Origin of the sequence: Martelella mangrovi, from assembly GCF_040545495.1 — a bacterium.
Lineage (GTDB): Bacteria > Pseudomonadota > Alphaproteobacteria > Rhizobiales > Rhizobiaceae > Martelella > Martelella mangrovi.
In genome coordinates, this window is sequence record NZ_JBEPLY010000001.1 from 286833 (window position 1) to 308616 (window position 21784).

The 21784-nt window shown below is 61.6% G+C and carries 22 protein-coding genes and 1 riboswitch; of the genes, 17 read left to right on the forward strand and 5 right to left on the reverse strand.

The genetic code is table 11. The features are described from left to right. Positions 1–15 precede the first annotated feature (15 nt). A riboswitch (TPP riboswitch) is annotated at positions 16–130 on the reverse strand. Between the two features lie 261 nt (positions 131–391). The 5 genes from ABID12_RS01390 to ABID12_RS01410 all read left to right on the forward strand — a co-directional run bounded on the left by ABID12_RS01390 (position 392) and on the right by ABID12_RS01410 (position 6130). Next, the gene (locus tag ABID12_RS01390) at positions 392–829 is read left to right on the forward strand and encodes an FKBP-type peptidyl-prolyl cis-trans isomerase (RefSeq protein ID WP_106307070.1); all 438 of its coding nucleotides are present in this window, start codon (positions 392–394) and stop codon (positions 827–829) included. Positions 830–1231: 402 nt separating this feature from the next. Beyond that, positions 1232–2851, forward strand: coding sequence for an OpgD/OpgG family glucan biosynthesis protein (locus ABID12_RS01395; protein WP_354432796.1), 1620 nt, complete (start codon positions 1232–1234; stop codon positions 2849–2851). Then, positions 2835–3014 (forward strand): hypothetical protein, encoded by a 180-nt coding sequence (locus tag ABID12_RS01400; RefSeq protein ID WP_106307076.1) that lies wholly within the window; start codon positions 2835–2837, stop codon positions 3012–3014. Before ABID12_RS01395 ends, ABID12_RS01400 begins: the two co-directional genes overlap by 17 nt. Positions 3015–3074: 60 nt before the next feature. After that, positions 3075–4910, forward strand: a complete 1836-nt coding sequence (gene mdoH, locus ABID12_RS01405; protein WP_354432797.1) for a glucans biosynthesis glucosyltransferase MdoH — start codon at positions 3075–3077, stop codon at positions 4908–4910. A 5-nt stretch (positions 4911–4915) separates the two neighbouring features. After that, positions 4916–6130, forward strand: coding sequence for an OpgC family protein (locus tag ABID12_RS01410; RefSeq protein WP_354432798.1), 1215 nt, complete (start codon positions 4916–4918; stop codon positions 6128–6130). A 7-nt stretch (positions 6131–6137) separates the two neighbouring features. On the opposite strand, the gene ABID12_RS01415 is transcribed toward ABID12_RS01410, so the two are convergent. Beyond that, complete coding sequence (locus ABID12_RS01415; RefSeq protein WP_354432799.1) at positions 6138–7670, reverse strand: MDR family MFS transporter; 1533 nt, start codon at positions 7668–7670, stop codon at positions 6138–6140. A 98-nt stretch (positions 7671–7768) separates the two neighbouring features. Between ABID12_RS01415 and ABID12_RS01420 the strand changes: the two genes are divergently transcribed. The 5 genes from ABID12_RS01420 to ABID12_RS01440 all read left to right on the forward strand — a co-directional run bounded on the left by ABID12_RS01420 (position 7769) and on the right by ABID12_RS01440 (position 12759). Beyond that, the gene (locus ABID12_RS01420) at positions 7769–8314 is read left to right on the forward strand and encodes a MarR family winged helix-turn-helix transcriptional regulator (protein ID WP_106307361.1); all 546 of its coding nucleotides are present in this window, start codon (positions 7769–7771) and stop codon (positions 8312–8314) included. Positions 8315–8376: 62 nt separating this feature from the next. Next, the gene (locus tag ABID12_RS01425; RefSeq protein WP_354432800.1) at positions 8377–9039 is read left to right on the forward strand and encodes a thiamine diphosphokinase; all 663 of its coding nucleotides are present in this window, start codon (positions 8377–8379) and stop codon (positions 9037–9039) included. 3 nt (positions 9040–9042) lie between these two features. After that, positions 9043–10869 (forward strand): ABC-F family ATP-binding cassette domain-containing protein, encoded by a 1827-nt coding sequence (locus tag ABID12_RS01430; protein WP_354432801.1) that lies wholly within the window; start codon positions 9043–9045, stop codon positions 10867–10869. Next, positions 10869–11417, forward strand: coding sequence for a gamma-glutamylcyclotransferase family protein (locus ABID12_RS01435; RefSeq protein WP_354432802.1), 549 nt, complete (start codon positions 10869–10871; stop codon positions 11415–11417). Before ABID12_RS01430 ends, ABID12_RS01435 begins: the two co-directional genes overlap by 1 nt. Positions 11418–11529: 112 nt before the next feature. Continuing rightward, positions 11530–12759, forward strand: a complete 1230-nt coding sequence (locus ABID12_RS01440; RefSeq protein ID WP_435528138.1) for an AI-2E family transporter — start codon at positions 11530–11532, stop codon at positions 12757–12759. 3 nt (positions 12760–12762) lie between these two features. Here ABID12_RS01440 and ABID12_RS01445 read toward each other — a convergent pair whose 3' ends face one another. Further along, a complete protein-coding gene (locus ABID12_RS01445) occupies positions 12763–13317 on the reverse strand; it encodes a L,D-transpeptidase family protein (RefSeq protein ID WP_435528139.1) in 555 nt (184 codons plus the stop codon). A 139-nt stretch (positions 13318–13456) separates the two neighbouring features. Between ABID12_RS01445 and ABID12_RS01450 the strand changes: the two genes are divergently transcribed. Both ABID12_RS01450 and ABID12_RS01455 read left to right on the forward strand, forming a co-directional pair. Continuing rightward, positions 13457–14140, forward strand: a complete 684-nt coding sequence (locus ABID12_RS01450) for a response regulator transcription factor (protein ID WP_106307100.1) — start codon at positions 13457–13459, stop codon at positions 14138–14140. A gap of 45 nt (positions 14141–14185) precedes the next feature. Further along, a complete protein-coding gene (locus tag ABID12_RS01455) occupies positions 14186–14632 on the forward strand; it encodes a Crp/Fnr family transcriptional regulator (protein WP_354432805.1) in 447 nt (148 codons plus the stop codon). A gap of 46 nt (positions 14633–14678) precedes the next feature. Here ABID12_RS01455 and trhO read toward each other — a convergent pair whose 3' ends face one another. From trhO to ABID12_RS01470, 3 genes are all read right to left on the reverse strand, one after another. Next, positions 14679–15590, reverse strand: a complete 912-nt coding sequence (gene trhO / locus ABID12_RS01460; RefSeq protein ID WP_354432806.1) for an oxygen-dependent tRNA uridine(34) hydroxylase TrhO — start codon at positions 15588–15590, stop codon at positions 14679–14681. Between the two features lie 79 nt (positions 15591–15669). Beyond that, the gene (locus ABID12_RS01465) at positions 15670–16593 is read right to left on the reverse strand and encodes a CHAD domain-containing protein (RefSeq protein WP_354432807.1); all 924 of its coding nucleotides are present in this window, start codon (positions 16591–16593) and stop codon (positions 15670–15672) included. 1 nt (position 16594) lies between these two features. Next, positions 16595–17071, reverse strand: a complete 477-nt coding sequence (locus tag ABID12_RS01470) for a CYTH domain-containing protein (protein ID WP_354432808.1) — start codon at positions 17069–17071, stop codon at positions 16595–16597. Between the two features lie 201 nt (positions 17072–17272). On the opposite strand from ABID12_RS01470, the gene ABID12_RS01475 reads away from it, so the two are divergent. The 5 genes from ABID12_RS01475 (at position 17273) to ABID12_RS01495 (ending at position 21465) form a co-directional block, all read left to right on the forward strand. Then, complete coding sequence (locus ABID12_RS01475; protein ID WP_106307115.1) at positions 17273–17917, forward strand: 2-dehydro-3-deoxy-phosphogluconate aldolase; 645 nt, start codon at positions 17273–17275, stop codon at positions 17915–17917. An 85-nt stretch (positions 17918–18002) separates the two neighbouring features. Further along, the gene (locus tag ABID12_RS01480; RefSeq protein WP_354432809.1) at positions 18003–18692 is read left to right on the forward strand and encodes a GNAT family N-acetyltransferase; all 690 of its coding nucleotides are present in this window, start codon (positions 18003–18005) and stop codon (positions 18690–18692) included. Then, positions 18689–18904, forward strand: coding sequence for a DUF1129 domain-containing protein (locus tag ABID12_RS01485; RefSeq protein ID WP_354432810.1), 216 nt, complete (start codon positions 18689–18691; stop codon positions 18902–18904). Before ABID12_RS01480 ends, ABID12_RS01485 begins: the two co-directional genes overlap by 4 nt. A 34-nt stretch (positions 18905–18938) precedes the next feature. Beyond that, a complete protein-coding gene (locus tag ABID12_RS01490) occupies positions 18939–20051 on the forward strand; it encodes an adenosylhomocysteinase (RefSeq protein ID WP_354432811.1) in 1113 nt (370 codons plus the stop codon). 211 nt (positions 20052–20262) lie between these two features. Then, the gene (locus ABID12_RS01495; protein WP_354432812.1) at positions 20263–21465 is read left to right on the forward strand and encodes a serine hydrolase domain-containing protein; all 1203 of its coding nucleotides are present in this window, start codon (positions 20263–20265) and stop codon (positions 21463–21465) included. The last annotated feature ends 319 nt before the right edge of the window (positions 21466–21784 follow it).

A 21784-nucleotide genomic window follows, 5' to 3' on the forward strand; every position in this document is an offset into this window, starting at 1 on the left:
GGAAAAGGGCGTCGGACCGTTCACGCGTCTAATCCCTCCGCCGGTGTTAACCGGATCAGGTTCCTCGGGTTGGTTCTTCACCTCTCAGCGGACGACGTCGAAGCCGCGTTCCGCACCCCGTTAGAGCTTTTCAACACCTATCGCGGGCTTCCGTGGAATTCAAGGCCGGACGGATTTGAAAATACACGTGAAAGTGACTAGGTAAGAGGCGCATCCGGTATTCCGGATGTACCCGCCAGTCGTCATGCAGGAAAGTGTGTCGGCTCATCCTCTGGGGCGCTTTCCGGTCGAAGGCCGGAGCCTCAGGAAAAAGAAACGGCGCCTGGGCCCGAGGTCGGTTTGTGCCGATGCTGTGCCGATGCGCTCAGTGTTCAAAGGAAGGAGCACACCAATGACAGAAGCCAAGAGCGGGGACACCGTTCGTATTCACTATACAGGAACCCTCAATGACGGTTCGACCTTCGATTCTTCCGAAGGCCGTCAGCCGCTTGAGTTTACCGTCGGTGCCGGCCAGATCATTCCGGGGCTCGATCGCGAGATCGCCGGTATGAATGTCGGTGACAGCCGCCAGGTGCAGGTGCCGTCGGAAGAGGCCTATGGGCCGCATGATCCGCAGAAGGTTCAGGTCGTGCCGAAGTCGGCCATGCCGGCTGAGGTTGAAGTGGAACCGGGCATGCAGCTTCAGGCGCGCACGCCCACCGGTGAAACCGTACCGCTGGTCGTGACCAAGGTCGAGGAAGAGCAGGTAACCGTGGATGCCAACCATCCGCTTGCCGGGCAGGATCTGAATTTCGCCGTCGAGCTCGTTGAAATCGTCAACGCGGCTTGAAAAGAAAGCATATTTTGTTGGCGCAGCCATTCCGACAGCTCGACAGTGAGTTTGTAGATATTGCGGCGCGAAAAAGGCGTATTGCCATGATCTTGCCATTCTTTGGTTGAATGGCTGCCCTAAAAAAGGGGCTGGAATGCTGTATGGCGTCCCAGCCCCTTTTGATGCCCGGCTCTCCGGGTTGACCCTGTTTGCGACCGGATGGATATCGATGTCTGTTTTTTGCGTCAGTGTGGAACCGAAACGGGATTACGCCGTTTCCGAAGTGTCTGCGCTTACCGTCGAGACGGTTTTCGCGCGATCTTGCCCGAGAGCGAATACATTCAAAAAACGCAATTCCGGCGCCGGTTTTGGTGCAATGCAACATTTTCGGCCTCCCCTTTTCAACCGACGGGAATTTGAATGAAGAGACGAGTTTTTCTGGCGCAAACGGCCGCGGGAGCGCTGGCTTTCTCCGGTTTGGGAAGCAAGGCATTTGCTCAAGGCGCCGCGGTGGAACCCGGCAAGGTACCGGATCAGAATGCGGAAGTGGAAGCGCAGGCGCCGGCCCCCGATGCGTTTACCTTCGATACGCTGACAGCCCGGATGAAGGAAAAGGCGGCGCAGCCCTATGAGGCCCCGCCGCAGGATGTTGGCGAACCCTTCAATTCGCTCCACTATGATGATTACCGGGCAATCCGCTACGATCCCAACAAGGCGATCTGGCGGGACCAGTCGAATTTCCAGCTTCAGGCCTTTTCGCTCGGCTGGCTGTTCAAGACGCCGGTGGAGATTTACGAAGTCGCCAATGGTGATGCCGAAAAGCTGGTGTTTTCCGTCGACGACTTCATCTATCGCTCGCCGCTCGATATCGCGCAGTTCAGGGATGCTGAATTTCCCGGCGTTGCCGGTTTCCGCATCAACTATCCGCTGAACCGGCCCGATGTTTCCGACGAGCTGATTTCCTTCCTGGGCTCTTCCTATTTCCGTGCGCTCGGCCAGGGCAATCTTTACGGATTGTCGGCCCGCGGTCTGGCGGTCAACACCGCCACGGACCAGGGCGAGGAGTTTCCGCGGTTTTCGGCGTTCTACATCGTTCGCCCCGTTGCGGAAGGCGAAAAGATCACCGTTTTTGCCGCGCTCGACGGTCCGAGCGTCACCGGCGCCTACCGGTTCGTGATCACGCCCGGCAAGAATACGCGCATGGATGTGACGGCGCGATTGTTTTTCCGGAACGATATCGCCCGTCTCGGCGTTGCACCTATGACTTCGATGTTCCTGTTCGGGCCGGCCAACCATCATGCGTTTGACGACTATCGGGAACGTGTTCACGACAGCGAAGGGCTGAAGATCGTGCGTGCCGATGGTACAGAGTTGTGGCGCAACCTGCAGAACGCGAAGAAGCTTGCGAATTCCTTCTTCACCGAAACCGATCCGCGCGCCTTCGGGCTTTACCAGCGCCATCGGGAATTCGAGGATTATCAGGACGCCGAAGCCCATTACGAACGTCGGCCCTCGCTCCTCGTCGAGCCGCTCGGCACCTGGGGCAAGGGTTCGATCTCGCTGGTCGAAATTCCGACCGACAAGGAAGTCAACGACAATGTCGTGTGCTTCTGGCAGCCGGAAGCCCCGGCCAAAGCCGGAGAATCGGCTGAATATTCGTACCGCCTGACATGGGGTGCGATCGAGGAAGATCAGGCGCGGCTTGCGCGCGTGGTCGACATCAGAAGCGGTGAAGGCGGCGTCTCGGGCGCACAGGCTGACGATGATGTCCGCAAGATCGTGGTCGACTTTGCCGGCGGCCCGCTGGCAGATTTTGGCGCGGGGTCGGAACTTAAAGAGCGGCTCCACGTTACAAATGGCGAGATTGTTCATTCGACGGTTTCAGCAATCATGGGCGAAGACGTCTGGCGGCTTGCAATTGATGTACGTCCGGCAGGCGACGCGCCGGTCGAACTGCTCGCTGCTCTGACCGACGGCAACCGCGATTTGAGTGAAGTATGGCTTTATCAATGGAGAAAAGGCGATGACCAACCAGACTGACGGAAACAAGGATTTTACCCGGTTTCTCCCGGCGACAGCCCCGCTGCCAATGCCGGACCAGTTGATCGAACGCCCCCGCCATCAGGGTCTGATTGCAACGATACTGTCACCGGTGTCTGTCCTGCAGCGTCCGCGCGCCGTTCGTTTCTGGTCCAGAGGGTAATTCCGGTCGATAAAAGCCAGCACGGTCTTTTGGTGCCGGCGTCAATTTCAGGGAAGTATGATGCTGGCTCTCAGGCGAACCATTTCCATTCTGTTTGCGATCTTCGTGGCGGTGCTCGCCTCGCGGCTGGCTATGGACGTGTTTTTCGCAGATGGCGTGGACTGGGTCGATTTTGTGCGGATTGCGCTTTGCGCAGCCACGGCCGCCTGGATCGCCTGGGGCGCGTCGCTGGCGCTTGGCGGGCTGATTGGCGCACGGATCAAGACCCCGCCGCGCTCGCAGCTTTCCGACAGCGGCCGCGCGGCGCGCACCGCGATCCTGATCCCGGTTTACAACGAGGATCCGCGCGCGACCTTTTCCTCCGCCGCCGCGATGGCCGAAAGTCTGCAAAAGACCGGTCATGCCGAACTGTTCGATATTGCGATCCTGTCGGATACCCGCGATCCAGACGTTGCGGCGCAGGAGGAAGAATGGTTCCTGCGGCTGCATGCCGAGGTGCCTGCGCCGATTGAGGTGTTCTACCGCCGCCGCACGGACAATTCCGGCAAGAAAGCCGGCAATATCGGCGATTTCGTCCGCCGCCACGGCGGGCGCTACCCTTACATGCTGATCCTCGATGCCGACAGCTTGATGGACGGCGAAACCATCGTCGAGATGCTGCGGCGCATGGAAGCCGAACCGAGACTTGGCCTGTTGCAGACGCTGCCGAAGATCGTTGCCGCGCGGTCGTGGTTTGCGCGCGCGCTTCAGTTTTCCGCCGGTCTGTTTTCCCCGATTTTCACCCGCGGGCTTGCCCGCATGCAGGGGCAGGAAGGTCCGTTCTGGGGCCATAACGCCATGGTGCGCACCACCGCCTTTGCCGAAAGCTGTGGCTTGCCCGCGCTGACCGGCGCGCCGCCGTTTGGCGGGCATATCCTCAGTCATGACTATGTCGAGGCCGCGCTTCTGGCGCGCAATGGCTGGATCGTGCGCGTCGACGCCGATCTGGAAGGCTCCTTCGAGGAAGGCCCGCAGAACGTGATCGACTACGCCAAGCGCGACCGGCGCTGGTGTCAGGGCAATCTTCAGCATATCCGTCTCATCCACGGGCCGGGGCTGAAGGGCTGGAACCGGTTTACCTTCGTGCAGGGCGTGATGGCCTATGTCAGCTCGCCGCTGTGGATGGCCTTTATCGCCGCTTCGATTGTCGCGCCGCTTTTCGCGCCGCCGCCTGAATATTTTCCCAGCCCTTATCTGCCGGCGATCTTTCCGCGCGCCGAGACCGCGCTCGCCGTCACGCTGCTTGTCGGCGTCGGCGGATTGCTGATCGGGCCGAAACTGCTGATCGCGCTGCGCTCCGGCATCACCGGTGAAGCGCGCCGTTTCGGCGGGTTTATCGCGGCATTTGCCTCGACGCTGGTCGAAATCATCTGGTCGTCGATCCTGGCCCCGATCACGCTGATGTATCAGAGCCGCTCGGTGCTGCAGATCATTTTCGGCATGGATGGCGGCTGGCCGTCTTCCGACCGCGAGGGCCAGACGATCGGGCTGGGCGAGGCCTTCAGGGCCAGTTGGTGGATCGTGCTGACCGGTATCGTCATGCTGACGGGTGCATGGGTTCTGGCACCGGCGCTGTTCTGGTGGCTGACGCCGATTGCCGTCCCGCAGATGCTGTCGCCGCTCCTGGTCGCGGCAAGCTCGTCGCCGGCAAGCGGACGCATTGCCGCCCGTTGTGGCCTGCTTTTGACGCCGGAGGAGCTTGAACGCCCGGCGATCATGCGGGTGCGCGATGCGGTTCTGGCGCGCTGGTCGCAGCCGTCCGCCGATGACGGAAACACACCGGAGACCGCAGAAGATATCGCGGAGGATCCGCAAACGGGCGAGGCCGAGCCCGCTTATTCGGCCGTGCAGGGATAACGCAGTTGGAGCAGGGAGGCGCGCGCGTCGCAGCGCGGACACCGGCGGATAAGAGCCGTCGCGATCCGCGTCTCGACGTTTTGAGAGGCCTGGCGTTGATCATGATCTTCATCGATCATGTGCCGGAAAACCTCTATTCGTTCTATACGATCCGGATGTTCGGTTTTTCCGACGCCGCCGAAGCCTTTGTGCTGATTTCCGGCATCTCGGCCGGGCTTGCCTACAGCCAGCGTTTTTCCGGCGCCATGATGGCGACCGCGCAGGCGATCTGGAAGCGCGCGCTGACGATTTACGGCGCCCACGTGTTTTCCACCATCATGGCCCTGATGATAACCGTACCGGCGGTCTTTGCCTTCGGTCTGATGGAATTTGCCGAAATCAACGGGGTCGACTGGGTCTGGCGCCGGCCTCTGGCTTCCATCACCGGCATCTTCACGCTGACCTATCAGGTCAGCTATTTCAATATTCTGCCGCTCTATGTTGTTCTCTTTGCAGCGGTGCCGGGGCTGTTGTGGCTGGGGCGCAAAAGCATTGCCCTGATGCTCTCGGTGTCGGCGGTGATCTGGCTTGTCGGGCGCTGGAGCGAGTTGAAAATGCCGGCCTATCCGGGCGACTGGGCCTGGTATTTCAATCCTCTCTGTTGGCTGTTGCTGTTTGCGATCGGGTTGGCCGCCGGCATGGCCGCGCGTCGTGGCGGCAGGCTGGTGCCGTTTTCGCCGCTGCTTTATGCGGCGGCCGTGGCGTTCGTGATCTATGCCGCATGGTGGCGGCTGAGCGGGCATTTTGCCTTTCCCTGGCCGGAAACGCTGACGCCGGCCGTAATTGCCGATATTAGCAAGGAAAGGCTCGGCCTGCCGCGCATCGCCCACATTCTGGCACTGGCCTATATCGTCGCCTATCTGCCCGGATTTCGCCGGTTCCTCGAGCATCCGGTGTTTCATCCGGTCAACATCATGGGCCGGGCAAGCCTCGTCACCTTCGTCACCGGATCGCTGATCGCCTTTACTCTGCAGATCGTGCGGACGGTTTATCCGACGGGGTTGCCGGAAGATACGATCCTGCTGGCCATCGGCCTTGTCGCGCAATATCTGGCCGCCCGCTATGCGCTCGAGCGTGCCGGTCGTCTGACCACCACCGCGCCGGCCGAACCGTTGCGGGAGGAATGCGGCAGTCCCATCGACAGGCTGGTTGCCCCGCCACCGGAAAAGCTCGGCCGGTAATGCCCTTTCAGGCCGGCACTTTGGCGGCGCCGGAGGAACGGCTGCCGAGCGCGACCGGCTTCAGGCTGAGTGCAGCCGCAAGGCCGGTAAAGGCGACGAACGCGGCAAAGGCGAAGATCATCGTGAAGGTTTCGGAATAGCCGGCGATTGCGACCTGATGGGCCTGTCCCGTCAGGTCGTCGATTGCAGTCGGTGTCAGATCGGCAAGCGGCCCGGCGCCGGGAACGGTGGGCGCGGTGTCGAGGCCGTGGGCGAGAAGGGCGCCATAGATCGAAATCGCGGTGGCCGCGCCGATCATGCGCGAAAGCGTGACCGCGCCGGTGGCCGCACCGACATCGCCGGCGCGTGCTGCATTCTGCACACCGAGCACCGGCACCTGCTGGCCGAGACCAACGCCGATACCCTGTATTGCCAGGAGGACGGCGACAACCGCAAGCGGCGCGCCGTTGCCCAAAAGCGCAAGCAGGGTGAAACAGGTCGTGGAAAATGCAAGCCCGATGATGGCATAGGGCTTGTAGCGTCCGGTGATCGACATCAGCCGCCCGCTGCTGAGCGAGCCGACGACGATGCCGGTGGTGATCGGGATGAAGAACAGGCCGGCCGAAGTCGGCGACAGGCCGTAGACCGTCTGCAGGTAAAGGGCGAGATAATTGACCATGCCGATTGCCACCGCGCCGCTGGTGACCGACACCACGATGAGCAGCGCCACCGTCTTGTTGGCAAGCAGTGTCAACGGAATGATCGGCTCGGGAGCACGCCGTTCCGCAAGCACCCAGGTCAGCCCGCAGACAAGCGCGATTGCGATCACGCCAAGGCTCGGCGCGGCAAACAGAGAGCCGAAAATCTCGCTTGAATCACTCCACAGCACGATGCCCGTCACCGAGACGGCAAGCAGGATCGCGCCGGCAAAGTCGATCTTCGGCTGGCGGTTCGGCTTGCGGTTGGGCAGCAGGAAGAACACCCCGCACAACACGATGAGGGCGAGCGGCAGATTGATCAGGAAGATCGAGCGCCAGCCGAAGGCGGCCGTCATGGTGCCGCCGAGAAGCGGACCGAGCGCGCCGGAAGTCATGATCACGAGACTGGCGTAGCTCTGGTATTTCGGCAGTTCGCGCGGCGGGAACAGGTCGGCATTGAGCGCGAAAATCGAAACCATCAGGCCGCCGCCGCCCAGTCCCTGAAGAACCCGCGCGGCGATCAGCGTGTTCATCGAGATGGCAAGTCCGCAGGTCAGCGAACCGATCAGAAAAATGGCGATTGCCGTCATCAGCACATATTTTCGCCCGATAAGGTCGCCAAGCTTGCCATAGAGCGGCATCACGGCGCATGAAGCGAGCAGATAGGCCGATGCGACCCAGCCGAAACGTTCCACCGCGCCAAACTCACCGACGATTGTCGGCAGTGCGGTCGATACGATCTGGTTGTCGAGCGTTGCCAGGAACATCGCCATCAGAAGAAACAGGAAGGCGAGAATGCGCAGACGCGGGTGTTCGACCAGCGAGATGAAAGGCTGGTGCGCGGAAGACGAATTTGTTGTCATCGTGCAAATCTGTGATAAAAGCAAATATATGTCAATAGCATTAATGTGATCTTGGCAGGTTTTGAGTCTGCGCGGAATCTGATATAGAAAAAGACATGATGACCAAGAAAACCCCAGCACGCGAAAACCCGGAAAACGCGGCCATCGAACGCATTTCGGGCGCAATGACGCGCAATCGGCTGATGACCCGGCGCCGCATTCTCGGACGGCTTGCCATTGCCCGGGTCGCACCGGCACTGGAAATCACCCATCTCGATGTGCTCGACGTCGTCGCCCGCGTGGAAGCGCCGGACAAGGCCACCATCGGCGCGGTTGCCGAGGGCATGCGGATCGATCCCTCGCGGGCAAGCCGTATCGTTGCCGAACTGGTGGCCCAGGATGTTCTGGAGCGGCGCGTTTGCCAGAGCGACGCGCGCCGCTCGATCCTGGTGATCACCAAAAAGGGCGGCAAACTTCGGGAAGAAATCCGTGCCTTCAAATGGGCGATGCTGGAAAGCGTGACGGAAGACTGGACGCCGGAGGAACGTGAAATGTTTTCACGCCTTTATGAGCGCTTCGTTTGCGGTATCGAAGACTATACCCGTGCACATGCGGGCATGGAGCCGCCTGCAGAGGGGGAGCAGCCGGTCCGCTCGGCCGGCTGAAACGCCACCTTTCGCGGGAAACCGCTTTTGTTTGGCCGTGACATTCGTTATGGCCTTAGCGCATGAGACAATCTGAAACCTTCACTCTTCTTCTGGGCGGTGCGCTCGTCGTGGACGATCGCGTCAGGCGGCTGGTCGACGGCAGCCGTGTGATTGCCGCCGATGGCGGCATGGTGCATGCCGAGGCGCTCGGTGTGGTGCCGGAAGTGTGGGTCGGCGATTTCGATTCCACCGATGCCGCGCTTCTCAAACGGTTTCCGGATATTGCGCGCAAGGATTTTCCACCGGCCAAGAATGCGACGGACGGGGCAATTGCGGCCGAAGAGGCGATTGACCGCGGGGCGAAACGGATCGTCATGGCCGGGGCGCTGCAGGGCGAACGCACCGACCACGGCATGATGAACATGCTGCTTGCCGTCCGCCTGGCCGAAGCCGGATATGATATGGTGTTGACCTCGGGCGCGGAAGAGGCCCGGCCGCTTCTGCCCGGCGCGACGGAGATCGGGATGCCGGCAGGCGCGCTGTTTTCGGTGCTCGGCTTTTCCGATCTTTCCGGCTTGTCGATTGAAAATGCCGTCTATCCGCTCGACGGTTTCGAAGCCCCGTTCGGGCTGCCGCGCACGGTTTCCAACAAGGCGGGCGATGGTGACGAACCGGTGCGCTTCGGGTTGAAAAGCGGCCGCGGCATTGTCATCTTCCGCCCGCACGATTTTTCGGGAGTTTGAGGCATGGCGCCTCCGATATTGAAGCTTGACGACATTCATTTGAGTTTTGGCGGCACGCCGCTGCTCGCCGGCGCCGGCCTGCAGGTCGAGCCCGGCGATCGCATCTGCCTTGTCGGCCGCAATGGGTCGGGCAAGTCGACATTGCTGAAGATTGCCGCAGGCCTTGTGGAACAGCAGTCCGGTGAAATCTTCCGCCACCCTTCCGTCACGGTGCGCTATCTCGAACAGGCCCCGGATTTCAAGGGCTATGCGACGGTGGAAGCCTATGTGGCCGACGGTCTGGCGCCCGGCGATGAACATTACCGCGCCGATTACATGATGGAGCATCTGGGCGTCGATCCGAAAACCGATCCGCACACCCTGTCCGGTGGCGAGGCGCGGCGTGCGGCCCTTGCCAGGGTTCTGGCGCCCGAGCCCGACATCCTGCTTCTGGACGAGCCGACCAACCATCTCGACCTCAACACCATCGAATGGCTGGAAGGCGAGCTTGCCGGCACCCGTTCGGCGCTGGTGCTGATCTCGCATGACCGCCGGTTTCTGGAAAACATCTCGACGGCGACCGTGTGGCTCGACCGCGGCACGGCGCGGCGCATGGATGCAGGCTTTGCCGGCTTCGAGGCATGGCGCGACAAGGTGCTGGAAGAAGAGGAAGTCGAGCAGCACAAGCTTGCGCGCGCCATCGTGCGCGAGGAGCACTGGCTGCGCTACGGTGTGACCGCACGGCGCAAGCGCAACATGCGCCGCCTCGGCGAACTTCACGACATGCGCGCCCGCCATCGCGATCATCGCGGGCCGCAGGGCACGGTCAATGCCACGGTCACGGAGGCGAAAGACAGCGGCAAGCTCGTCATCGAGGCGGAAGACATCACCAAATCCTTTGGCGAACGCGAAATCGTCAAGCCGTTTTCACTGCGCGTGGCGCGGGGCGACAGGATCGGCCTTGTCGGCCCGAACGGAGCGGGCAAGACCACGCTTTTGAAGCTTCTGACCGGCCAACTCGAACCCGACAGCGGCTTCGTCCGGCTTGGCGTCAACCTCGAAATCGCCGTCATCGACCAGAAGCGCGAGGACCTCGACCCCGACGATACGCTGGCGCATTACCTCACCGACGGACGCGGCGATACGCTGCTGGTCAATGGTGAACAGCGCCATGTCACCGGCTATATGAAGGACTTCCTGTTCCAGCCCGAACAGGCGCGCACGCCGATCCGCAATCTGTCCGGCGGCGAACGCGCGCGGCTGATGCTGGCGCGTATTCTGGCAAGGCCGTCGAACCTGCTGATCCTCGACGAACCAACCAACGATCTCGATATCGAGACACTCGATCTGCTGCAGGAGATCGTGGCCGGTTTCAAGGGCAGTGTCATTCTGGTTTCGCATGACCGTGATTTTCTCGACCGGACCGTGACCTCGACGATTGCGCCGGCCAATCCGCTGGCACCCGACGGCGCCTGGCTTGAATATGCCGGCGGCTATTCCGACATGCTGGCCCAGCGCAAGGAAACGGCGGCTGCGGCCAAAGCGGCGGAAAAGCGGGAGAAACAGGCCGCGCAGGAGGACAAGCCATCCGGCGACCGGCCGGCAAGGAACAAGGGAAAGCTTTCCTACAAGCAGAAATTCGCGCTCGAAAACCTGCCGAAGGAAATGGAAAAGATCGAAGCCGAAGTCGCTGTGCTGGAGCAGAAAATGGCCGATCCTTCCTTCTTTCAGCGCGATCCGGAAGGGTTCAATACGCTGGCTGGCAAACTGGAAAGCCTGCGTGCAAGCCTTGCCGACAAGGAAGAGGAATGGCTGGAGCTGGAAGTGCTCAGGGAGGAACTGGAAGGCTGATGCCGCAAAGGCTGAATTATTTCGCCTATGGCTCCAACATGCTGACGGAGCGGCTTTTCCGCCGCTGCCCTTCCGCACGCGCGCTCGGTGGCGCTTTTCTTGAAGATCATACGCTCGATTTCGCCAAGCCGGGCCGCGACGGTTCCGGCAAGGCGACGATCGTGCCGGCGGCCGATGCACGGGTTTTCGGTGTCCTGTTCACGCTCGAACCTGGCGATTGCGGCCTGCTCGACGGTTTCGAGGGGCGCGGCAAGGGCTATGACAGGCTGGACGACGTTACCGTGTGCCGAATGCCCGACGGCCGCGCCGTGTCCGCATTCACCTATATGGCGCCGCCGGCCTTCCGTGACCCAGCGTTTCCACCCTATGACTGGTATCATGGCCTTGTCATTGCCGGTGCGCATGAGCACGGACTGCCGGAAGACTATATTGCCGGGCTTCTGGAAATTCCCTTTGTCGAAGACCCCGAGGCCGACCGCGCCACCCGCAGGGAAGCGCTCGATATCCTCGCCGGCCGCAGTTTGACCAGCCGGTCCGCGAGCACTTGAATGCGGGGCCGGGAGTACCATAGTTTAAGACGCCGCGTCATATGACAGCCGGCCGTCATCCATCGTGAAAGCGAAAGCATTAATGCCGGAAGCACCGCACAAGGACCACAAAATGCAACGCTGGATCGGCCAGGCCGCCGCAGGGCGCGCGCCGCTGATCCCGTCAGTCACCGCCGCGCGCTGGCTGCTTCTGGGCGTGGCGCTGGCCGCCGTTTATTTCTTTCACGGCTTTCTGGTGCCGGTGCTGGCCGCCCTCATCATCGCCTTTGCCTCGCAGCCGGTGTTTCGGGATCTAAACCGCAGGCTCGGCAATCGGCGCACGCTGGCCGCCACCATTGCCATCTTCCTGATCCTGCTGTTTCTGATCCTGCCGATCGTGTTCGCGGTGATCTACATGTCGCGCGAGCTGGAGGCCTGGATTTCCTGGGCGGCGGAGGCCAACCGGGTCGGCGCGCCGGTTCCGGACTGGATTTTCAACCTGCCGGTGATCGGCGCATGGATCGCCGAAAAATGGCGGGATTATCTTGGCCAGCCCGGCGATATCGGTCAGCTTATTCAGGCCGTCAGCGGCGAGAATATCGGCAGCATCTACCGCACGGCGCTGTTTGTCGGCGGGCGGGTGTTCGGTCTGGTCCTGTCGGCCTTGTTCATGCTGATCGCGCTGTTCTTTCTCTACAAGGACGGCGACAAGTTCGCCGCGCAGCTCGATATTCTTGGCGAGCGGCTGTTTCCCGATCGCTGGTATCGGATTTCGCGCGTGGTGCCGGCCACGATCTCGTCCACCGTCACCGGCATGACGCTGATCGCCATGGGCGAGGGCATCGTTCTGGGGACCGCCTATTATTTTGCCGGTGTTCCCAATTTCGTGTCCTTCGGTCTGGTCACCGCGGTCATGGCCATGGTGCCGGGCGGCGCACCGCTGACCTTCACCCTGATTTCCGGCTATCTGATTGCGCGCGGCACGCCCGTCCACGGGATCGGACTGCTGATCTGGGGCACGATCGAACTGTTTATCGTCGACAAGACATTGCGCCCGCGCCTTGTTGGCGGCCCGATCAAGCTGCCCTTCCTGCCGACCTTTTTCGGCCTTGTCGGCGGTGTGAAGACGATGGGGCTGATCGGCCTGTTCGTCGGCCCGGTGCTGATGGCGCTGATCGTGGCGATCTGGCGCGAATGGGTTCTGGAGGCCGCCGGAACCGCGGAAGCGGCCAATCCGAATGCCAATGTTGCCCCGCCTGCCGGTGGACCGCCGCTGAAGGAGGCCGAACACGTGCCGAAGTCAGGTGCCTATGCCGGCGCGGCAGAAACGACCAGCCTGCCGGAAAGCGCACCGAACGGCTGAGCTTCAGCCAAGAACCACAAGCCGTGTGCCGCGCCTGAGATGCGGCAGCAAGACCCGCATGGCCGATGGCGCGATGGCGACACAGCCCGCTGTCGGCGCAAAGTCCGGCCGGGCAAGGTGGAAGAATACCGCCGAGCCCCGGCCCCGGACCCGCGAACTGAGGTTCCAGTCCAGAACGATAACGATGTTGTAAATCCCGTCATCACGCAGCAGCTTTTCGTGGCTGGCGGTAAACGGCAGACGGACCGGCCGGTTATAGTTCGGGTCCGAAGGCGCGTCGCACCAGCCGTCCGCCGCTGTGATCCGGCGAAGACGAAGCGGGCTTGCCGGCAGGATCGGCAGGCGGCGCGGCACAAACCCGCCGGTCAGCGCCATGACGCCCGGCGGCGTGGCGCCGTCGCCTTCCCGCTTTCGCGCCGAGATGCCGCTGCGACCGATTGCAGCCTGAAAGCGCAACGGCCCGAAACCGAGGATGGCGCGGTGCCGTGCGCCCGGTGCGCGATGCACGGTAATGGCCGCAGGCTTTCTTCTTCGAATGGTCTTGCGCGTTTTCTTCACATTTTTTTGCTTTGTGCGTGAAATCATATAGTTTCATAGCATTACGCCCGGAGATAGCCTGTCGCAATGGCGATATTCGCGCCAAGCACCAAGCGGGAGACTTTATGGCGAACGATAATAATGCAAGAGGGCCGAGTGTATGACGGAGAGGACGATACTTCTGGTCGATGACGATCAGGATCTGCGCGAGACGCTTGTCGAGCAGCTTGAGCTTTACGACGAATTTGTCATCCTGCCGGCCGACAGCGCCGCAAGTTCGCTGAAAATGCTCAAGGAAGAGCAGGTCGACCTCCTGATCATGGATGTCGGACTTCCCGACATGGACGGGCGCGAGGCCGTGAAGATGGCGCGAAAGAACGGCTACAAGGCGCCGATCATCATGCTGACCGGCCATGACACCGACAGCGATACGATCCTCGGGCTTGAGGCGGGCGCCAATGATTATGTCACCAAGCCTTTCCGCTTCGCCGTGTTGCTTGCCCGCATCCGCGCGCAGTTGCGCCAGCACGAACAGAGCGAGGATGCGACCTTCAATGTCGGGCCTTACGTGTTCAAACCGGGACAGAAACTGTTTACCGGAGAGGGCAACAAGAAGATCCGGCTGACCGAAAAGGAAGCGGCGATCATCCGCTATCTTTACCGGGCGGGCCAGAAAGTGGTAACCCGCGACATGCTTCTGGAAGAAGTCTGGGGTTATAATTCCGGCGTCACCACCCATACGCTGGAAACCCATGTCTACAGGCTGCGCCAGAAGATCGAGGAAGACCCGTCGAATGCGCGCATTCTCGTGACCGAAAACGGCGGTTACAAGCTGGTGCCGTAACCGGCGGCAAGGGCCTTGGGGCAAGGCACGGCAGGGGGCAGAAACATGGCATTGTCGGGTGACATCGAGACACTTCGCCGGACCGATCTTTTTTCCGGCTTTTCCGACGAACAGCTGCGTCTGATCGCCTTCACCGTCACGCGGCTGTCGCTGCAGGAAGGCGAAATGCTCTTTGGCGAGGATGCGGACAGCCTCGGCGCCTATCTCGTTGAAAGCGGAACGCTGACGCTTGAGGCTTCAGGGCGTTCCGCCGGGATTGCCGGTGCGGGAAGCCTGCTGGCCGAAGCGGCCCTGATCAGCCCTGTGCCGCACCGTGTCTCGGCGGTTGCTTCAGAACCCGCCGTCCTTCTCCTGATCCGCCGCGACCAGTTCTTGCGTCTGATCGAGGAGTATCCCGATATCGCACAGGAAATGGACCGGCGCCTGCGCCGCAATTTTTCCGAAATGGTCAGCGCGCTTTCCGCCGTGAAAACCCGGTTATCGGATTTTTAGGCGAGCGCGTTCTTCTGTCTGAAAGCCAGCGAGCGGGCGATCGCTTTTACGCACCCAGATGCCGCTCGCCGCGTTTCCTGGCCAGTGCGATCTGGTGCTGGCGTTCGCGGAAGCGGGCGCGGTCGGCGTCGGAATAGCTGTCGGCGCAATGCGGGCAGGAAACGCCTTCTTCATAATCGGCGGAAAGCTTGTCTTCCGGCGTTACCGGATGGCGGCAGGCGTGGCAGAGTTCGTGCTCGCCTTCCTTCAGGCCGTGGGTGACGGAAACACGCTCGTCGAAGACGAAGCAGGCGCCGTCCCAGAGGCTTTCGTTCTCCGGCACTTCCTCGAGATATTTCAGGATGCCGCCCTTCAGGTGATAGACCTCGTCAAAGCCCTGCTCCTTCATATAGGCGGAAGCCTTCTCGCAGCGGATGCCGCCGGTGCAGTACATCGCGATCTTCGGCTTGTTGTGCAGGCCCCTGTTTTCCTCCACCCAGCGCGGAAATTCGCGGAAGGTCTTGGTGTGCGGGTCGACCGCCCCGCGGAACAGGCCGATGGCCGTCTCGTAATCATTGCGGGTGTCGATCACGATCGTTTCGGGGTCTGAAATCAGATCGTTCCAGTCCTTCGGCTCGACATAGGTGCCGACCGTCTTCAACGGGTCGATATCCTCGACGCCCATGGTCACGATTTCCTTCTTCAGCCGCACCTTGAGGCGGTTGAAGGGCATTTTCGAGGCGTGGCTTTCCTTGTGCTCGAGACCGGCAAATTCCGGCCGCGCGCGGATAAAGGCCAGCACGTTGGCAATACCCTCGTGGCTGCCGGCAATGGTGCCGTTAATGCCTTCATGGGCCAGCAGCAGCGTGCCGCGCACGCCGTTTTCCTCACAGCAGGCGAAAAGCGGCGCGCGAAACGCCTGAAAATCGGCAAACCGCGTGAAGTGGTACAGGGCTGCGACCAGATAGGACCGTTCCATGGTCTCTCTCCGCTTTCTTCAAACTTGGGCTTTTGCAGTTGTTGCGCTGGGCAATACACGGATCGGCCGATTTTGGCAATTACCGGCCATCTTCGGCTCGCACCCGTTTGCGCCACAATGTCCTGATGATTTTCGCTTCCACATCGGCCTCGTCGCCAAAGGCCTTGCGTGCCATCTTGATCACGCGCCGGCGCAATTGCGTGCGGGCTTTGAGGGCGGCACTGCGGCAGGCGGCAAGCGTCACCGGGTCGAGCGGCGGCGCCTCCGGCCCGTCCAGAAGGGCAAGCAGCATGCTCAGATCATGTTCGTGGCCGAGCGCATCGGCCAGCGCCTTGGCATCGCTGCGCTTGCCTTTCAGCGCCGACGGCCAGACCGGCGACAGCAGCGCGCAGAACATCCAGTAGGTCTGGCTTTTCTTGCGTAGCTCGTGAAAATCATCATCGTCGCCCTCGGCCTGGGCGGTCATCAGCGCGACCTGGGCGTTGGCGAGCTGTTTTTTCCAGCCTTTGGCAAGGTATTTGGCTGCCGTCTTGCGGTCTGCGTCAAGGTCGATCTTTTCAATTGCGGCAATGGCGTCGTGGCAGTCGTGGATTGCGGCCTTCGCCTTTTTCTTCAAATCCGTTTCGGTAGCGGCAATGGTCTCGCGGCGTTCGCGAAGCGCCGTTTCCAGCCGCGCCAGCGCCATGTCGCGCGCGCCGTCCCCGGCAAGGCCGCGCAGATAGGTCGCGCATTCGATCAGCGCGGTCGCGTCGCGTTCGCCGGAAAGCCCGGCGGCGATCGCGCGGATGCGCTCATTCTCCTGTCTTGCGAAATCCGGTGCTGCAGGGCGGATCAGTTTTAAGAGACCGCGCACGCGCTTGAATTTCTTGCGGGCATCGTGAACGGCCTCGTGCAGACCGCGCGGCTGTTTCTTCAGCGCCTTGATCGCATCCTCAAGCTGGGAAATCGCTGCCTTTTTGACGGCCGCGTCGAACGGTCTGTCGGGGTCGAGCGCGAAAGCCATGTCAGCCGTTCTCCTCGGGGATGGCGCCGGTTTCGGCGAGTGCCTGGTTGATGTAGCGCCGGTCGCCGGTCACCTCGCGCCCGAGCCAGTCGGGAAGCCGCGGGGTTGCCGTCTCGTTCGGCAGTTCCACTTCGGCTACCACAAGCCCCGCGTGATCGCCATGGTAGACATCCACTTCCCAGACGAAATTCCCGTCGGGAACCCGGTAGCGCGTCTTGTCGATCACCGAGCCGAGCGCGTGGGTCATCATGTCCAGCGCGTCCTCCAGCGGGATGTCGTATTCGAATTCGTCGCGGCTCATCGCGCTGCCGCCGAATTTCAGCGTGATGCGGGCGCGGCTGTCGTCAAACACGCGCACGCGGGCGGAGCGATCCGCTGCGCCCAGAAGATAGGCCTGCTTCAGCCGCACGCCCTTTTCCGCGCCGTCTTTCCAGTCATCGCCGTCAACAAGGAATTTCCGTTCGATTTCTCTGGCCATGTCAGCCCTCTCTCCGTTCTTCGCCGGAACGGAAACTGTTAATCGAGATCAAACCCGAACGACCGAAATACGTTCATAAGACGGCCACTGTCGCAGGCAATGACTCAAGATCGAATATAATCCCTGACGGTCTCGACTTGATGCCTGTGCCGGGGTATTTCAAACTCAGCTTGAGCAAAAATTCAAAAGGCCAGTGCGACCATGGATGCAAAAACCCAAAATCTTCTAGATGCCCTCACCGCCCAGCCCGTCGTTCCGGTGCTGATCGTTGAGTCCGTAGAACATGCCGTACCGCTGGCGCGGGCGCTTGTCGAGGGCGGATTGAAAGCGCTGGAAATCACGCTGCGCACCGACGCCGCGCTTGATGTGATCAAGGCCATGTCCGAGGAAATCGAAGGCGCGGTCATCGGCGCCGGCACGATCCTGTCTGCCCGCGATTATGCCGCGGCTGAAAAGGCCGGTGCCAAGTTCATCGTTTCGCCCGGCATCAACGGCGATATTCTCGACGCCGCCGATGACAGTGAAGTGCCGCTTCTGCCGGGCACGGCAACGGCCAGCGAAGTGCTGTCGCTGCGTGAGGAAGGCTATCGCGTGATGAAGTTCTTCCCCGCAGAACAGGCCGGCGGCGCGCCCTATCTAAAGGCGCTGTCCTCTCCGCTTTCCGACATCAAGTTCTGCCCGACCGGCGGTGTTTCGCTCGCCAACGCGCCCGATTACCTGAAGCTGCCGAACGTTGTCTGCGTCGGCGGTTCCTGGGTTGCGCCGAAGGATCTGGTTGCCAAGGGCGACTGGGACGGCATCAAGAAGCTGGCCGAGGATGCCTGCGCAACGCTCGGCAAATACTAAACACTGCGACAGTGACACCCGTCGGCAATGACGGGTGTCACCGTTTGATAACCCGGCATTTTGCCCGTTTTCCTGGGAGGCCGTCTTGTCCGATCTTTCCGGTTTTTCGCCACGGCTCCGGCCGCAGCCCGTGCATCAGCGCGGCGTGCATGTCACGGTCGAGCCTTATGACCGCGGTGAACATGGCGCAGCGCTCTGGGATGCGCTTGGCGGCACGGCCGAGGCGGTCAACACGCTGCTGCGCTTCTTCCCTCAGCCCGATTTTTCCGGTCCCGACGACTTTTACGCCTGGCTCGAGGCGCAGAATGCTTCGGGAAACTTGGTGACGCGTGTCTTTCGGCAGGCCGGAACCGGCACGGTTGTCGGCATGGCGAGCTATATGCGCATCGACGAAAACAATGGTTCGATCGAGATCGGTACGGTTGCCCACGGCCCGGCGATGCAGCGCACGCCGATGGCGACCGAGGTGCAGTATCTGATGGCGCGCCATGTGTTCGACGATCTCGGCTACCGGCGCTACGAATGGAAATGCAACAGCGAGCATGTGGTCAGCCGGGCGGCGGCCGCGCGGCTGGGCTTCACCTTTGAAGGCGTTTTCCGCAATCACATGGTGGCCAAGGGCAAAAACCGCGATACCGCCTGGTTCTCGATGATCGACAGCGAATGGCCGTCGATCCGGGCCGCGTTCGAAGCCTGGCTTGCGCCGGAGAATTTCGACGCCGATGGCCGGCAGGTCAGGGGACTGGGCGAAATCAGATCCGGGGGTGCAAAATGAGCGATGAAAGTCCGGGCAATCGTTCGACCCTCATCGCAGCGGCAATCATCTTTGCCGGCCTGCTGATCGGCGGTTACTTCCTGCCCGACGTGATCAATTATGTGGCGCTGTTTTCACCATGGCTAGCGATCGGAGTCGGCGTTTTGTTCGTGCTCGCCGTGTTTCTGGTTTTCTGGCTGAGGGGACGTTATCAGCGCCGCCACGGGCGATAGCGCCGCTGGGCCTGCCCGCAGGGAGATACGGAAAATGACCGAGATCACGCCCGCATGGGCAAAAGCGCATATGCCGCGTGTGGCCCGCGCCGTTGAAAATCTGCCGGATATGACCGGCATCCGGCTTGCCATGAGCATGCATCTCGACATGAAGATGCTGCCGCTGGTGGAAGGGCTTGCCGGGCGCGGCGCTGCCCTTTTCATCACCACCTGCAATCCGGCGACCGTTCGCAATGAGGTCGTTGATGCCATGCGGGCGGCCGGAGCGCGGGTCGATGCCTTCAAGGACATGCCGGAGGATGACTGGCAAAGGGCGATCGAAAACGGAATTGACTGGGGGCCGACGCATCTTTGCGAAATGGGATCGGACTATACCCATTTTCTGCTCTCGCGCGGTCTGGAATTGCCCGATGTGAAGGCCGGGCTGGAGGCGACGGGGTCCGGCATCAACCGGCTGCAGGGGGCGCTGCCGCCCTGGCCTATCTTCAACTGGGACGATCTGCCGGTCAAGGAAGGCCTGCACAACCGCCATATGGTGGGGCTGACCACCTGGAATGCCTTCTTCACCCGCACGCTTTTGAGCCTGCATGAAAAGACCGTGCTGGTGGTCGGTTATGGCTCGGTCGGGCAGGGGCTTGCAGCCAGCGCCCGGGCCTTCGGCGGCACGGTGATGGTGGCGGAAATCGATCCCGCCCGCCGCCTGCAGGCGTGTTACGACGGCTGGCGCACCGGCAGTGTCGCCGAACTTGCGCCGGAAGCCGATGTCATCGTCACGGGCACAGGCGGCCATCATGTCGTGCCGTTTTCGGTCATCGAGGGCCTGAAGGACGGGTGCTTCCTCCTCAATTCCGGCCACCGCATTGACGAGATCGAGCTTGAGCAGCTTCTGGCGTTGCCGGCGGAACAGGCGCTTCCGGCGGTCACCACGCACAGCCTGCCATCCGGCAACCGGGTGCATCTCTTCGTCGGCGGTGCCATGGCCAACCTGACTGGCGGCGAGGGGGACAGCCTCAATGCCTTCGACATGACGCTGGCGGTGATGGCCGAGGGGATCGGCCATATCGTCGGTGAGGGTGCAAACGCTGCGCCGGGTGTTCATCTGCTGCCGCGCGCTGTGTGGGAGCGGGCCTGCCCGGACCCGCTGTAGAGTGCCGGCAGACGCTTGCGGTCTTCCTGTTTTTCCATCTGCCCCGATATTGACCGTTCCGACAAACCACGTTGCCTTTTGCCGGCGAATTGGCAATGGTGTGCGGCCCCTGCGTGGAAAGGGTGAAGCGCAGGCCGGGCAAATATGCGTCGGGTATCGGTGATGCGTGCGTCATCCCGGCAAAACAGAAGTAAAACAGGGGGTCATTTTGATGATGTGTGCTTTTGCGGGGGTGCGAAGCCGCCTCGCTCGTTTTGGGGCATCTGCTCTTTTTCTGCCGGTTCTGGCTCTGGCCGCGCCTGCCGGCGCCTTTGATCTTCCGACCTATCTGGAAGAGGTGCGCACGGAATACGGCCTTCCCGCTCTTGCCGCCGCGGTGGTCCAGGACGGCGAAACGATTGCCGCGGCCGCTGTCGGGACCAGGGTCATGGGCGAAGATATCCCGGTCACCGTCGAAGACCGGTTTCACCTGGGCTCCAATACCAAGGCAATGACGGCAACGCTTGCCGGCATGATGGTCGATGAGGGCAAGCTCACATGGGAAACCACCGTCGGCGACGTGCTGGGCGCAGATTTCCCGGGCATGAGCGACACCCTTTCGGCGGCAACGCTTGAGCAGTTGCTTTCCCATTCCAGCGGCGTTCCTGCCGATACGGAAGAACTCATCGACCTTTATTTCAGCGTCGATGCCTTCGACTACAATCCCTGGGACCGTCGCCATCGTCTGCTCGATGCCTGGAAGGCCAACGAGATCACGATCCCGGAAGGTTCGCCCTTCCAGTATTCCAATCTTGGCTACGTGATTGCCGGCATGATGATCGAGACCGTTGCCGGCGAACACTGGGAAACGCTGATGAACGAGCGGATCTTTGCGCCGCTTGACCTGCAGACGGCGGGGCTCGGACCGCAGACCACATTCGGCCTCGTCGATGCGCCGGTCAGCCACCGGGTCGATGAAGACGGCAATGTGACGCCGATGTACTGGGGGCCGGCTTCCGACGTTCCGCCGGTCATGGGGCCGGCCGGAAATGCCCACATGTCTGTCGGCGACTACGCCAGGTGGGCGGCGTGGAATGCCGGCGAGGGCAAGCACGGCCCGGCGCTGGTTCAGCCTGAAACGCTCAGATATCTCCATGCCGCAAAGGTCGAGACCCCTGTGCGGGAAAACCCGCCGCCCGGCACACCGACAACGGGTGAATATGCGCTGGGCTGGGGTCTGGTGCAGTTCGACTGGTCCGACCGGCCGCTTCTGACCCATAACGGCTCCAACGGCATGAACCTTGCCCGCATCGTTCTCGACCCGGAAGAAGACCTCGGCATCGTCGTGCTGACAAATTTCCCGGGCCGGACAGCCGATCAGGCAGCCGGTGCGGTGCTTGCCGGGCTTTATGCGGAATTCTCGACAGACGAGTGATCCGTTGCCCGAATTTGAACCATGGTTAATCAGCCGGGGGTTGATTTTCGCTCCGCCCGACCGCAAATCCGTGCGGTCGGGCGTCATTCCCTTGAGGATCGTCCGGGAGACGCGTAATGCCGCCAGCGTAAATAAGGTACCTTGTAAGCCTCAAATGAAGCTCAGGACAGCCAAATTGGCGTGCAATTGCTACCATAAGCATGGTTGAGCGCCTTGCAGAGGCATTTGGTGCTCATTATATAGCGCTCACAACGGCGTTATCGCCGCGAAAATCAAATCAAGACCATAGCTCAAGGGGCCGTCACGGAATGCCTGAAGG